This window comes from Hymenobacter coccineus (assembly GCF_001816125.1).
GTDB lineage: Bacteria > Bacteroidota > Bacteroidia > Cytophagales > Hymenobacteraceae > Hymenobacter > Hymenobacter coccineus.
Window position 1 is genome coordinate 1 of record NZ_MDZA01000410.1, and the last position, 13465, is coordinate 13465.

Genomic DNA, 13465 nt, shown 5'->3' on the forward strand with positions numbered 1-13465 from the left:
GGCGTCGTAGCCGGGCTGGGCCCAGCCGGTTTTTTCCAGGCGCGCGTCGTAGGTTTCGCCGCGCTGCAGCTCGGCGAAGCGGATGGGGCCCTCGCTGGTGGTTTGCCAGCTGCCGTCCGACACTACTTCCTCGCTGGTGCCGTCGCTGTAGGCGAGGTGGAGCTGGAAGAGCAGCGCCGCGTCGCGGCCGTAAATGTTGTGCACCCGATCAAAGCCGATGTAGCCGCGGTACCAGCCGCTGGCCAGCGTGGCCCCCACGGCGTTGGCCCCGGCCTTCACAAGGTTGGTCACGTCGTAGGCCTGGTAGGCGAGCCGTTTGTTGTAGCTCGTCCAGCCCGGCGTGAGGTAGCCGTCGCCCACGCGCCGGCCGTTAATCTGGGCTTCGTACAGGCCGTGGGCCGTGACGTAGGCCGTGGCCGAGGTTATCTTCTTGCTGATCTTAAACTCTTTGCGCAGCAGCGGGCTGGGGCGGCGCACCGAGTCTTCGGCGTAGCCGGGGCCAATCCACGAGGCTTGCCAGTTGGCGGGCGCCAGCAGGCCCACTTGCCAGAAGGCGGGCGCGCTCCAGGCCGAAGCCTTGCCGGCCTCGTCCCAGGCCCGCACCTGCCAGTGGTAGCGCCGGTTTAGTTGCAGGGCCGGGCCGGCGTAGGTCACGTTCACCGACGAGTCGGACGCTACTTTGCCCGAGTTCCACACCGTGGCGGGGCCCCCTTGGGCCAGCCCGGCCGCCGAGGCGGCCACCCGCACCTCGTAGGCCGTTTGGCGCACGCCGCGCCGGTCCTTGGCCGCCAGCAGCTGCCAGCTGAAGCGGGGCCGGGCCACGTCGAGGCCAATGGGGTCGGCCAGGTTTTCGCAGCGCAGGTTTTGCACCCGCACTTGGGCCAGGGCCCCGGGGCTGCGCAGCAGGCCCACCGCGAGCAGAAGAATGAGCAGTTTTTTCATAAAGAAGCAAAGAAGGCAACCCTCTGCGCGCCCCGGCCCGGGTGGGGCCCCAGGCCGGTTCGGGGGCCGCGGTTCGCGGCGAAAGGTGGAGATTAATAATTAAACGGCGCCGGGCGCGGGGGCCCTACAGCGGGTTCTGCGTAAGGTTGTCCAGCGTCAGCTCGTACTGTGGAATGGGCAGGAGAAGATTGTTGGTCGTGACCTGGTAGGCGGAGGCGGGCAGAAATGTTTTGCGCGCCTTTTCGAGCACGCCCTGGGCATTGAGCACGTTCACGGCCCGGCCGGTGCGCACCAAGTCGTACCAGCGCTGTTTTCGAAGGCCAGCTCGACGCGGCGCTCCTGCAGCACGGCGTCGCGGAAGGCGGCCTGGCTGCTCACCGCGGCGGCGGTTTTGTCGGGCAGGCCGGCGCGGCGGCGCACCTGGTTGAGCAGGTCGAAAGCCTCGCCGCCGGCCGCGTAGCCTTGCTCGTTGAGCACCTCGGCCTGCATCAGCAGCACGTCAGCGTAGCGGAGCACGGGGAAGTCAGTGTCGGTGCGGCCGGGGGCCACGATGCCGAAGTTGTATTTTGAGACGTAAGGCTGCGCCACGAACGTGCCCGTGGCGTCCTTGTAGCCAAGTTGCAGGGAGGCGTCCTTGCGCAGGTCGCCGGTTTCGTAGGCGTTGATCAACTCCGGCGTCGGGGTGTTCCAGCCCGAAGACCCGTTCAGGTTGCGCGTGGCCGCGTCACCGGTCACGAAGTTGCTCGACGTGTAGGGCGCAAACGTGTAGGTGAAGCTGCTGGAAAGCGCGGGCTGCGAGCCCAGGTACTGCACCTCAAAAATGGACTCGGCGTTGTTCTTGTTGGCCGGGTCGAACACGCTGCGGTAGCTCGAGAGCAGGCTGTAGCCGGCGCTGCGCACGGCCCGCAGCTGGGTCAGGGCGTTGGGGTAGTCTTTGCGGGTGAGGTACACCGAGGCGAGCAGCGCCGTGGCCGCGCCCTTGGTGGCGCGGCCGGCATCCACGGCGGCGTAGGCGGCCTTGGTGGGCAGCTTGGCGGCAGCGTCGGTCAGGTCGGCCACAATTTGGGTGTAAGTGGCCTCCAGCGTCGCCCGGCCCTGCGACTTGGCTTCCGCCGGCGAGGCCACCGACTCCAGGCGCAGCGGCACGCCGCCGTACTGTCGTACCAGGTTGTAGTAGTACCAGGCCCGCAAAAATTTCGCCTCGCCGGTGTACTGGTCTTTCTTGTCGGCCGTCATGGTCACGGCGTCGATGTGGCCCAGCACGTCGTTGCAGCGGCTGATGCCCCGGTACGACCCCTGCCAGTAGCTGAGCACTGATTCCGAGTTGGCGCTCACCAGAAACTCGTCCACGAACTCGCGCTGCGACTCCTGGCCCCGGTCGGTGTTGTTGTACTGAAAGCTGGTGTTGTCCGAGCGCATCTCGCCGTACACCCAGTACTCCAGGTTGGTCAGGTCGCGCAGCGGCACGTAGGCACCGTTCACGGCCTGCTCGATCTGGCTTTGGGTTTGGAAGAAGTTGGCGGCGCTGCTCGTCGCCTGCGGGCTCAGGTCGAGAAAGTCTTTTTTGCACCCCGCTAGCAAAGTGCCGCCCAGGGCTAGCCAAAGGATAGGATTCTTTTTCATGGGAAGGACGCGGTTAAAAACTCAGGTTGGTGCCGAACACAATGGTGCGGGCCAGCGGGTAATTGAGGAAGTCTTCGCCGGGGGTCAGCACCGAGCTACCGTTGCGGTTGGCTTCCGGGTTGGCCCCGCTGTAGTTGCTGAACAGAAAGAGGTTCTGGCCGCTAGCGTAGAGGCGCACGCCCTTGATGAAGCCCGTGCGAGTGAGCAGCGCCGCCGGCAGGTGGTAGCCCAAGGTCACGTTTTGGAGGCGGGCGAAGGTGCCGCTCTCCACCCAGTCCGAGTTGGTGTCGCGGAAGATGACGCGGGCGCCGTTGGTGGTCGGGATGTGGCCGTTGCCGGGCTGCTCGGGCGAGCGCCAGCGGTCGAGCACCTTGCGGTCGACGTTGAAAATACCGTCGATGTTGAGCAGGTACTGGTTGGCGGTTTTGAGCACCTGCCCGCCCTGCGAGCCGACGAAGATAACGTTCAGGTCCAGGCCCTTGAAGCTGAACTGGTTGGTGACGCCCCAGGTGTAGTTGGGCTGGGCGTGGCCGATGACGGCGAAGTCCTTGGTGGCCTCGATGACGCCGTTGCCGTCCACGTCGCGGTACTTAATCGAGCCCAGCACCGAGGTTACGTGCTTGGGCGAGTTGTCGAAATCGGCCTGGGTGGCGTAGACGCCGTCCACCACGTAGCCGAAAAACTCCCCGATGGGGTGGCCCACCTGCGTGACGTGCTGCGGGCTACCCTCGCCGCTGCGGCCGCTGTAAATCGGGGCGTTGTCGTCGTTGAGCGCCAGCACTTCGTTGTGGTTGAAGGCAATGTTGAGGCTCGTGTTCCAGGTGAAGGCCCCGGTGAGGTTGCGCGTGTTCAGGGCCAGCTCCAGGCCGCGGTTCAGCACCTTGCCCGAGTTGATAATGGCGTTGGAATAGCCCGAGGAAGTCGGCAGCTGGTTGTTGAGCAGGATGCCGTTGGTGATGCGCCGGTACACGTCGGCCGTGAAGGCCAGGCGGTTTTCCCAAAAGCTGATGTCGAGGCCAGCGTCAATTTGGTTGGACTTTTCCCAGGTCAGGTTGGGGTTGGCCAGCGAGGAAAGGGCCCGGCCGGGGGCCAGCTGCCCGCCGAAGGCCGCACTGCTGGCGTCCACGTTGGCAATGGTGGTGTAGTTGCCGATGTTGTAGTTGCCGGTCTGGCCGTAGCTGGCGCGCACCTTGAGGTTGCTGATGGACTTGAAGCCCTGCATGAACCCTTCGTTGATGATGTTCCAGCCCGCGGCCACCGACGGGAACGTGCCGTAGCGCTTATTAGCCCCGAAGCGCGACGAGCCGTCGGAGCGGATGGTGCCGGTGAGCAGAAAACGGTCCTTGAAGGCGTAGTTGACGCGGGCCAGGTACGAAATCAGCGACCACTCCTGCACGTCGGCGTTGTAGTTGGGAATCAGCGAGGCGGCGTTGATGGTCTGCACGTCGTCGCTGGCGTAGTTGGTAGCGTTGATGTACTGGTACCGGTACTGCTCTTTTTGGGCGCTGTAGCCGGCCACGGCGCTGATGGTGTGGTTGTCGCCGATTTTCTTGTCGTACGACAGCAGCGCTTCCGAAAGCCAGTTGAAGCGCTGGTCGTTGGAGCTGTTCGAGTTCGGGATGCTGGGCGGCGGCGAGTTCACCCCGCCCACAAAGGAGGGGTTGAAGCTGAAATTATTACTGTTGTTGTAGTTGATGCTCAGGTTGTAGCGCGCCCGCAAACCCGGAATAATGGTGTACTCGGCAAAAGCGCCGCCGATGCCCTGGAGCCGCCGGGTGGTGCCGTAAGAATACTCCAGGCTGTTGAGCGGGTTGGGCCCCGAATACATGCCCGGCGAGGTGACGTAGGGCGTGCGCACGCCGGCGGCGTCCGTCACGGGCACCAGGGGCGAAAGCCAGAGCGAGCGCGAGAGCACGTCGGTGAAGCCACTTTCGTAATCGTTGCCTTTCTGAATGCCGTAGGTTGGTGCCAGGTTCAGCCCCAGGCGAACCTTGCTGCCCACCTTGCCCTCCACGTTGAGGCGGGCCGTGTAGCGCTTGTAGTCGGTGTAGCGCACGGTTCCTTCCTGGTCGAGGTAGCCCAGCGAGAGCGAGGCGCGCAAGTCCTCGGTGCCCTTGGTGAGCGACACGTTGGCGCTGCGCTGCGGCGCAACGTGCACGATTTCGTCGTACCAGTTAGTGCCCGCCCCGTACTGCGCCGGGTTCTGAAACTCCACCGGGATGTCGGCCGCCGTGGGCGTGGCCCCGCGGGCCTTGAAGGCATCGGTGATGATGTCCTGCCGGAACTGGGCAAACTCCTGGCCGTTCAGCATGTTGGGGCGGCCCTTCTGGGGCACCTGCTGGATGCCGGTGTAGGCGTTCACGTCGAGGCTGGTCACGCCGGCCCGGCCGTGCTTGGTGGTAATCACCACCACGCCGTTGGCGCCGCGCGAGCCGTAAATGGCCGTTGAGGAGGCGTCCTTGAGCACGGTCAGGGATTCGATGTCGTCGGGGTTGAGTAGGTTGAGCGGGTTTTCCGACTGGTTGGCCGAGCTGGCAATCGGGAAGCCGTCAATCACGAACAAGGGCTGGTCGCCGGCCCCAATCGAGCCCGAGCCGCGAATCTTGATGGTGGGCCCACCGCCCGGCGAGCCGGTGGTGCTACTGACCTGCACGCCCGCCACCTGGCCGGTCAGCCGCTGGTCCACGGTGGCCACGGGCAAGTCTTGCAAGGCCTTGGGGTTCACGGTGGCCAGGGCCCCCGTCACGTCCTCGCGCTTTTGGGTGCCGTAGCCCACCACCACCACGTCGTTGAGGCTGGTGGCGTTTTCGGCCAGCGCCACGCGCAGCGGCTGGGCCTGGGGCACCGTCACGGCCACTTCCTGGCCGGTGTAGCCCACCGAGGAAATCACCAACGTATGGGGCCCGTTGGGCACGTTGCCAACGGTGAAGCTGCCGTCGACGCCCACTGAGGCCCCCAGGGTAGTGCCCTTCACCACCACGGTGGCACCGATGGCCGGCCCGCCCTTCGGGTCGAGCACCTTGCCCGTGAGGGGCCCCATTTGGGCCAACCCGCGGCTGGCGAGTGCCAACAGGGGCAGCAGCAGCCACAGAAAAAAGAGGCGTTGTCTTTTCATGGGTAGTTTGAAGAAAAGGAGAAAAAGGAAAGAAAAAATGGCTGGGATTTGGCAGTAAATACCTTGCCTTCATTGCGTTACGCAGCCTAGCTCAGGTACCGCTTGGGCAATGGGTATTGCGGCAATCGATTGCTAATCCTAATTGATTGATTATGCCGGTAGCGGGCTAGTGGCAACTAGCAGCAGCCCCGGGGCGTCAGCCGCTAGGGCATCAGCGCACGAAGGCCATGGCCACGCCGCCGTCCACGTTGAGCACGTTGCCAGTGCTTTTGCTCAAGGAGCCGTCCACGAACACGCGCACGGCTTTGGCGATGTCTTCGGCGAGCAGCTCTTCGCCCAGCAGCGTGCGCTTGGCGTAGTGGGCGGGCAGCTCTTCCACCGTGATGCCGTAGGCTTTGGCCCGGCCCGCGGCCCAGTCGCCCTCCCAGATTTTGGAGCCGCGCAGCACGGCGTCGGGGTTCACGGTGTTGACGCGGATTTTGTCGGGGCCCAATTCGGCGGCCAGCAAGCGGCTCATGTGCAGCTGGGCAGCCTTGGCCGTGCCGTAGGCCACGTTGTTGGGCCCCGCAACTAGCCCGTTCTTGCTGGCAATGTTGACGATGTCGCCGCCCAGTGCCTGCTGGCGCAGGATGGCCACGGCCGCCTGGCTCACCAGGAACTGGCCCTTCACGAGCACGTCGTTGAGCAGGTCCCAATCGGCCTGCGTGGTGTCGGCCAGCGGCTTGCTGATGCTCAAGCCCGCGCAGTTCACGACGATGTCGACGCCCCCGAACTGCAACACGCCGGCTTGCAGCGACGCGGCGATGCTCTCGGCGCTGGTCACTTCGATGGGCACGGCGAGGGCGCTGTCCGGGCTAAAGTGCTGGCGCAGGTCGTCCTGGGTTTCGGCCAGCCGGTCGCGGTCCGCGGCCACCACGCAGGCGCCGAGCCGCAGCAGCTCCTCGCAGATGGCCTTGCCGATGCCGCCGGTGCCGCCCGTCACGTAGGCTACCTTGCCGGCGAGGGCCTTGGCGGGGGCCATGCGCTGCAATTTAGCTTCTTCGAGCAGCCAGTACTCGATGTTGAAGGCTTCCTGCTCGGGCAGGCCCTGGTAGGTGCTCACGGCCTCCGCGCCCTTCATCACGTTGATGGCGTTGGTGTAGAACTCGGCCGCCACGCGGGCCGTCTGCTTGTCCTTGGCAAAGGAGAACAAGCCCACGCCGGGCCACAGGATAATGACTGGGTTGGCGTCGCGGATGGCTGGGCTATTGGAGTGCTTGCTGCGCTCGTAGTAAGCGGCGTAATCCTTCCGGTAAGCGGCAAACTGGCCTTCGAGGTAGGGTTGAACGCTGGCCGCGTCGCCCATCATCACGTCGGCATCGAGCACCAGCGGACGGATTTTAGTGCGCAGGAAGTGGTCGGGGCAACTGGTGCCTTTAGCGGCGAGGCGGGAGAGGTCGTGCGAATTCACAAATTCGAGCACCCGGGCATCGTCGGTGTAATGGCCCAGCATCCGGCGCTGGCTGCTGGCCAGGCCGCGTAGCACGGGCATGACGGCGGCGGCGGCGGCGGCGCGGGCGGCGTCGTCGAGGGTTTGCAGGCGCTGCTCGCCGCCGAACACTGGGCCTTTCTTCCCGTAATTGGCTTCGAGGTAGGTGGCCGCCAGCTCAATCACCTCCAGGGTGTTCAGGTACGACTCGTAGCTGGTATCGCCCCACGTGAACAGGCCGTGCCCCCCGAGGATGACGCCGCGCAGGCCCGGGTTATCGGCCACAATTTTTTCCAGCTGCAGGCCCAGGTCGAAGCCCGGCTTTTGCCACGGCAGCCAGCCTAGGGCATCGCCCCAGATTTCGTGCATAATGCGCTCGCCGTCGGCGCTGGCCGCGATGGCAATCAGGGCGTCGGGGTGCAGGTGGTCGATGTGCTTGAAGGGCAGCAGGCCGTGCAGCGGCGTGTCGATGCTGGGCGGGGCGCACTTGGGGTCGAAGAGGCAGTAGTCGAACAAGCCCACCATCTCGTCCTCAAACGCCAAGCCCCGGTAGCGTTTCTTGAGCTGGTGCAGCTTCTCGACGTAGAGGTTGGCGCAGCCGGCCTTGGTGAGCGTGCCGATGTCGCCGCCGCTGCCCTTCACCCACATCACCTCGGCGGCTTCGCCCGTGACGGGGTTCACTGCCGCAACCTTGCACGAGGTGTTGCCGCCGGCATAGTTGGTCAGGCGCAGGTCGGCCCCCAGCAGGTTGGAGCGGTACAGGAACAGCGCTACTTCGTCGCCGGCCAATTCCGCCGCTTTGGCTTCGTCCCAGAGGTAGCTGACGTGCTGAAAGGTAAGAGTGTCTTTCATAGGGATGTAGCAATGAAAACGGAGGGGAACGGGCCGGGGCGCCCAGCCAGTGGGTGGCAGCGTTGGCAAATGTTGCCGTCCGCCATGGGGTTGACTTCCTGTACTCTCCTGCTCCGAGCCATTTTTTTTCGCAGCCGGCGCGCGTGTTCCTTTTCGGGGCCCCAGCGTACCGTTGCGTTTGCTCCGGCGGCCCACGCCTCGGCCCGGGTGGCCCCCCGCCGCCGGCCGTGGGGCCCAACGCGTGGCCGGTGGGGCCCCAGGGTTAGGAAACTGTTCTTCGATTGCCAGTTCCGTAGCACTATGAAACGAACAACTTGTGCTTTAACCAGCAGAGTACGGGTAAGTGCAGGAGGGTACAGGATGGATTCAATGGTTTCAGCGCGCAGCTTTGCGCACGGTCCCGTTCATTCCCACCCCGCCCCATGTTGGTTTTTCTTGGTGTCTTGTTTCACGCGCTGGGCGGCTTTGCCTCGGGCAGCTTTTACCTGCCCTATAAGAAAGTAAATGGCTGGGCGTGGGAGAGCTACTGGCTGGTGGGCGGCGTGGTGTCGTGGCTGATTGCGCCGTGGGTGCTGGGGGCCCTCACCGTGCCCCACCTGCTGGCGGTGCTGCGCCAGGCCCCGAGCAGCACCCTGCTGTGGACGTACCTGTGGGGCGTGCTGTGGGGCATGGGGGGCCTCACGTTTGGCCTGGCCATGCGCTACTTGGGCTTGTCGCTGGGCATGGCCGTCACGCTGGGTTTGTGCGCGGTGTTTGGCACGCTGGTGCCCCCCTTGTGGGCCGGCACGCTGGGCACGCTGGTGGGCACCGCCTCGGGCCGCTTCGTGCTGCTGGGGCTGGGGGTGTGCGTGCTGGGCATCCTGGTGTGCGGCCGGGCGGGGCTACTGAAGGAAAAGTCGCAAACCCAGGCTGAGAAGCGCTCGGTCATTGCGGAGTTTGACCTGCGCAAGGGGCTGGCGGTGGCCGTTTTCAGCGGCATCATGAGCGCCTGCATGTCGTTTGGGCTCACGGCTGGGCAGCCGCTGGCGGCCCTGGCGGCCCAAAACGGCACCAACCCGCTGTTCGTGAATAACGCCGTGCTGGTGGTGATCCTGCTGGGGGGCCTCACCACCAACGCCATGTGGTGCCTGTACCTGAACGCGAAAAACCACACGTTCAGCGACTACCGCAACCCGTCGTTTCCGGCCCTGCGCAACGTGGCGTTTTGCGCCTTGGCCGGGCTCACGTGGTACTTCCAGTTCTTCTTTTACGGCATGGGCGACAGCCAGATGGGCGCCTACCGCTTCTCGGGCTGGACGCTGCACATGGCCTTCATCATCGCCTTCAGCAGCATGTGGGGCCTGCTGCTGCACGAGTGGCGCGGCGCCAACCGCCTGACGCGGCGCACCATCACGCTGGGCATCGGCATCGTCATCCTATCGACGGTAGTGGTGGGGTACGGCAATTACCTGGCGGGCTGAATTATTCGCTTAGTTTTTATATCATTTCTAAGTAACAAAGTGCTTCGGCTAAGCCAGAAATCGGTAAGCTTGCGGACTTGATCAACCAGCTGGCTTTTTCCCATGTACCACTTGCAGCTTGACCCGCTTGACCAGATGCCCAAGTACAAGCAGATTGTACAGTCCATCATCGGGGACATTGAGCGCGGGACGTTGAAAACGGGTGTGCAGCTGCCCTCTATCAGCGAAATGAGCGAGGAGTACTACCTGGCCCGCGACACGGTGGAAAAAGCCTACCGGGAGCTGCGCGAGCGGGGCTTCATCAACTCGGTGCAGGGCAAGGGCTACTACGTGCTCTCGCGCGAGCCTGACAAACTGAAGATTCTGCTGGTATTCAACAAGCTCAGCTCCTACAAAAAGGAGATTTACTACGCCTTTCTGGAGGCCCTGGGCAGCCGGGCCACCGTGCACCTGGAAATTCACCACTACAGCGCGGAGCTTTTCCGGCAGATCATTGCCACCAACCTGGGCAAGTACAGCCACTACGTGGTCATGCCTCACTTCACGTACACCACGCCCCCGGAAGAATACTTGCGCGTGCTGCGCAGCATTCCGCCCGCGCAACTGGTGCTGCTCGACAAGAACGTGCTGGAGCCGCAGTACCCCAGCCTGGCGGTGTACCAGGACTTCGCCCTCGACATCGGGGGGGCCCTGGACTCGGCCGCGCGACCTGGAGAAGTACCCGCGCATGCGGATGATTTTGCCCAGCGACGAGAACTTTCCGATTGAAATCGACCAGGGTTTCCGCCAGTTTTGCACTTACAACGACAAGGACTACGCGGTGCGCGAAAATGCCCGCGAAGAAGTGCTGGAATTCGGCACCTGCTACGTGGTGCTGCGCGAAACCGACCTGGTGGAGTTGGTCAAAAAAATCCGCCAAACACCTTACTTGCTGGGCCGCGAAATTGGCATTATCAGCTTCAACGAAACGCCCCTAAAGGAACTCCTGGGCATGACTGTCATTACCACCGATTTCCAGCAGATGGGCCGCACGGCAGCCCAGCTGTTGCTGGAGGGCAAGAGCGAAAAGGTGCGCAACCCCTTCTACATGATTCGCCGGGGCTCCATTTGAAGGCGGTTGGCGCTGGCCCGCGGCCCGCACTACACAACCCAGGGGCCCTATTACAACTACAAACTTAGGGGGCCCCACCACCGGGGCCTAGTCAGGCAGGAGAGTGCAGAAAGGTTGCCGCAGCGACACCTTAGTCCTTTGTGAGGCAGCTGGCAGAGGCTAGCTGGTACCTCGCGGCAGCAGTTGGCCCCACCACCTTGCTCCAATACTTTTTTTACGTTCCATACTGCCCAGCCGATGCTTCCCGCCCAGCAACTCCACGACCTGAACGCGCCATTGGTGGCCGACCACGAGGCCAACTACCACCACCTGGGCGACCAGCTCAACCGGCGCGGCGCGGCCGGCGCGGCGTCTGTGGTCGCGCAGCTGCGGCAGTTTCAGGTGGCCATCCCCAGCTGGGCGCTGGGTACGGGGGGCACCCGCTTCGGGCGCTTTCCGGGCGGGGGCGAGCCTCGCTCGCTGGAAGAGAAAATTGCCGACGTGGCCCTGCTGCACCAGCTCAACGGCTCCTCGAACGCCATTTCGCTGCACATTCCCTGGGACATCCCGACCGACGTGGCTGGCACCCGGCAGCAACTGGCGGCCGCCGGGCTGCGCATTGATTCAATTAACTCCAACACCTTTCAAGACCAGCCCGGCCAGGCGCAGACTTACAAGTTTGGCTCGCTTGCCAGCACCGATGCGGCGGTGCGGGCGCAGGCGGTGCAGCACAACATCGAGTGCCTGGGCTATGGCCAGCAGCTGGGGGCCCAGGTGCACACCGTATGGCTGGCCGACGGCTCCAACTTCCCGGGCCAGCAGCACTTTCGCGGCGCCTACCAGCGCACGCAGGAGAGCCTGACCGCCATCTACGAGGCCCTGTCCTCCGACTGGACGCTGCTTATCGAGTACAAGCCCTACGAGCCCAACTTCTACTCGATGGTGATACCCGACTGGGGCACTTCCTATGCCCTGTGCCAGGCCCTGGGCCAGCAGGCGCAGGTGCTCGTGGACCTGGGCCACCACCTGCCCAACACCAACATCGAGCAGATCGCGGGCCGCTTGCAGCACTTCGGGCGGCTGGGGGGCTTCCACTTCAACGGCTCGATGTACGGCGACGACGACCTGACCACCGGCAGCATCAAGCCCTTTCAGCTGTTCTTGATCTTCAACGAGCTGGTGGACAGTGCCCAGGACGCCACCGTGCACAACCCCGCCGTGGCTTACATGATCGACGCCAGCCACAACACCAAGGACCCGCTCGAAGACCTGCTGCAATCGACCGACAACATCCTGACGGCCTACGCCAAAGCGCTGCTCGTGGACCGCCCGGCCTTGCAAGCCGCCCAGGCAGCCAACGACGCGGCCCTGGCCGAGGACCTGCTGCGCGACGCCTTCCTCACCGATGTGCGGCCGCTGGTGGCCGAAGCCTACCGCCAGAGCGGCGGGGCCCTGCGCCCGGTCGCGGCCTACCGCCAGGCCACGCACCGGGCCGGCCTCATCGCGCAGCGGGGACGCCACGCGCTTGCCACCGGGCTATGAGAAAGCCGGTGTACGCCATTTTCGACGTGGGCAAGACCAATAAAAAAATCCTGCTCTTCGGGGAAGACCACCAACTGCTAGAAGAGCGCCAGCACGTGTGCCTCGAAACGGTCGACGACGACGGCTTCCCTTGCGAAACATTGGAACGCCTCAGCCACTGGGTGCTCAGCAACTGGCACGAGCTGCGCCACCACCCCAACTACCTGCTCAAGGGCGTCAATTTCACGGCCTACGGCGCCAGCTTCGTGCACCTGGGCGCCAACGGGCAACCGGTGGCCCCGCTCTACAACTACCTCAAGCCGCTACCCGAGCGCATCGCCGCGCAGTTTTACGCCGCCCTGGGCGAACCCGTGGAAGAGTTTGCCACGGCCACCTGCTCGCCCCGACTGGGGATGCTGAACTCTAGCTTACAGCTCTACTGGCTCAAGCACGCCCGGCCCGCGCTATACGCGCAGGTGCACACCTCGCTGCATTTGCCGCAGTACTTGTCTTACCTGATTACGGGCGAGAAGTTCAGCGATTATACTTCCGTGGGCTGCCACACGGCGCTCTGGGACTTTGCCCGGCACGACTACCACGCCTGGGTACGCCGCGAGGGCCTCGACGCCAAGCTGGCCCCGCTGCTGCAGGACCCCATTGCGGCGGTGGTGGACGGCGTGCTGGTGGGGGTGGGTTTGCACGACTCGTCGGCGGCGGTGCTGCCCTACCTGCGCGCGCACTCCCAGCCCTTTCTGCTCGTTTCGACTGGCACCTGGGCCGTCACCTTCAACCCCTTCAACCAGCAGCCCCTCACCACCGAACTACTGCGGCGCGACTGCCTCAGCTTCCTCTCGCCCAAGGGCCAAGGGGTGCTGGCCGCGCGCGTGTTTCTGGGCCACGAGCACGACTATCAAGTGCAGCGCATCGCCGAGCACTTCCGCATCGAACCCGAATTGCGTAACGAGTTCTACAAGTCGCAGGTAAAAGCCCAGCCGCTTGACCCGGCGACCGCGCCCTTCCAGCCGTGGTGCATGCACGGCACGGGGCCCTATCCCGAGCAGCCAACCCAAGTATGGGACCTGGCGGGCTTTCGCACGGCCGGCGATGCCTACCAGCACTTAATGAGCGGGTTGGTAGAGGTGCTGGTCACATCCATCAAGCTGGTGTGGCAGGAGGAGTCCACCATCTTTCTGGACGGGGGCTTTGCGCGCAACCCCTTGTTTCGGGAGCTCCTGGCCGAAGCCTTTCCTGGCGTTACCCTTCACACCCTGGAGGTGCCCCAGGCCACGGCCCTGGGGGCCCTGCTGTACCTGGAGCAGGGCGTGGCGCAGAAAAAGACCGAAGCGCTTTTCCCTTAACCTCCTTACTGCCCGCTGCCTACCCAACGGTAGCCC

10 protein-coding genes are annotated in these 13465 nt (G+C 64.3%); 5 read left to right on the plus strand and 5 right to left on the minus strand.

Annotated features, from left to right (window positions below):
* The 5 genes from BEN49_RS18955 to BEN49_RS18970 all read right to left on the minus strand — a co-directional run.
* Positions 1-942 (minus strand): alpha-L-rhamnosidase N-terminal domain-containing protein (locus tag BEN49_RS18955; protein WP_193415843.1); only part of this gene is annotated, 942 nt, incomplete at its 3' end.
* A 124-nt stretch (positions 943-1066) separates the two neighbouring features.
* On the minus strand, positions 1067-1234 hold the full coding sequence (locus BEN49_RS31020; RefSeq protein ID WP_158023011.1) for a hypothetical protein: 168 nt from the start codon (positions 1232-1234) through the stop codon (positions 1067-1069).
* Positions 1213-2565, minus strand: a complete 1353-nt coding sequence (locus BEN49_RS18960) for a RagB/SusD family nutrient uptake outer membrane protein (RefSeq protein ID WP_083326248.1) — start codon at positions 2563-2565, stop codon at positions 1213-1215. Before BEN49_RS18960 ends, BEN49_RS31020 begins: the two co-directional genes overlap by 22 nt.
* Positions 2566-2578: 13 nt before the next feature.
* Complete coding sequence (locus BEN49_RS18965; RefSeq protein WP_070746012.1) at positions 2579-5680, minus strand: SusC/RagA family TonB-linked outer membrane protein; 3102 nt, start codon at positions 5678-5680, stop codon at positions 2579-2581.
* Between the two features lie 211 nt (positions 5681-5891).
* Positions 5892-8000: a bifunctional aldolase/short-chain dehydrogenase gene (locus BEN49_RS18970; protein WP_070746013.1), complete on the minus strand. Its 2109-nt coding sequence runs from the start codon at positions 7998-8000 to the stop codon at positions 5892-5894.
* Positions 8001-8422: 422 nt separating this feature from the next.
* On the opposite strand from BEN49_RS18970, the gene rhaT reads away from it, so the two are divergent.
* From rhaT to BEN49_RS18990, 5 genes are all read left to right on the plus strand, one after another.
* Complete coding sequence (rhaT, locus tag BEN49_RS18975) at positions 8423-9460, plus strand: L-rhamnose/proton symporter RhaT (protein WP_070746014.1); 1038 nt, start codon at positions 8423-8425, stop codon at positions 9458-9460.
* A gap of 102 nt (positions 9461-9562) precedes the next feature.
* A complete protein-coding gene (locus BEN49_RS18980) occupies positions 9563-10228 on the plus strand; it encodes a GntR family transcriptional regulator (protein ID WP_239692010.1) in 666 nt (221 codons plus the stop codon).
* A complete protein-coding gene (locus BEN49_RS29775; RefSeq protein WP_239692011.1) occupies positions 10194-10571 on the plus strand; it encodes a type 1 periplasmic-binding domain-containing protein in 378 nt (125 codons plus the stop codon). The genes BEN49_RS18980 and BEN49_RS29775 overlap by 35 nt, the downstream gene beginning before the upstream one ends.
* Before the next feature lie 237 nt (positions 10572-10808).
* Entirely contained in the window at positions 10809-12092 is a 1284-nt protein-coding gene (locus BEN49_RS18985) for a sugar isomerase (protein ID WP_070746015.1), read from the plus strand.
* Entirely contained in the window at positions 12089-13429 is a 1341-nt protein-coding gene (locus BEN49_RS18990; protein ID WP_070746016.1) for an FGGY-family carbohydrate kinase, read from the plus strand. Before BEN49_RS18985 ends, BEN49_RS18990 begins: the two co-directional genes overlap by 4 nt.
* Positions 13430-13465 lie beyond the last annotated feature (36 nt).

What these genes read in the sequence shown, in the direction of transcription:
- BEN49_RS18960 (WP_083326248.1), bottom strand. Translation starts at nt 2,565, where the DNA reads ATGAAAAAGAATCCTATCCTTTGGCTAGCCCTGGGCGGCACTTTGCTA.
- BEN49_RS18965 (WP_070746012.1), bottom strand. Translation starts at nt 5,680, where the DNA reads ATGAAAAGACAACGCCTCTTTTTTCTGTGGCTGCTGCTGCCCCTGTTG.
- BEN49_RS18970 (WP_070746013.1), bottom strand. Translation starts at nt 8,000, where the DNA reads ATGAAAGACACTCTTACCTTTCAGCACGTCAGCTACCTCTGGGACGAA.
- rhaT (WP_070746014.1), top strand. Translation starts at nt 8,423, where the DNA reads ATGTTGGTTTTTCTTGGTGTCTTGTTTCACGCGCTGGGCGGCTTTGCC.
- BEN49_RS18980 (WP_239692010.1), top strand. Translation starts at nt 9,563, where the DNA reads ATGTACCACTTGCAGCTTGACCCGCTTGACCAGATGCCCAAGTACAAG.
- BEN49_RS29775 (WP_239692011.1), top strand. Translation starts at nt 10,194, where the DNA reads ATGATTTTGCCCAGCGACGAGAACTTTCCGATTGAAATCGACCAGGGT.
- BEN49_RS18985 (WP_070746015.1), top strand. Translation starts at nt 10,809, where the DNA reads ATGCTTCCCGCCCAGCAACTCCACGACCTGAACGCGCCATTGGTGGCC.
- BEN49_RS18990 (WP_070746016.1), top strand. Translation starts at nt 12,089, where the DNA reads ATGAGAAAGCCGGTGTACGCCATTTTCGACGTGGGCAAGACCAATAAA.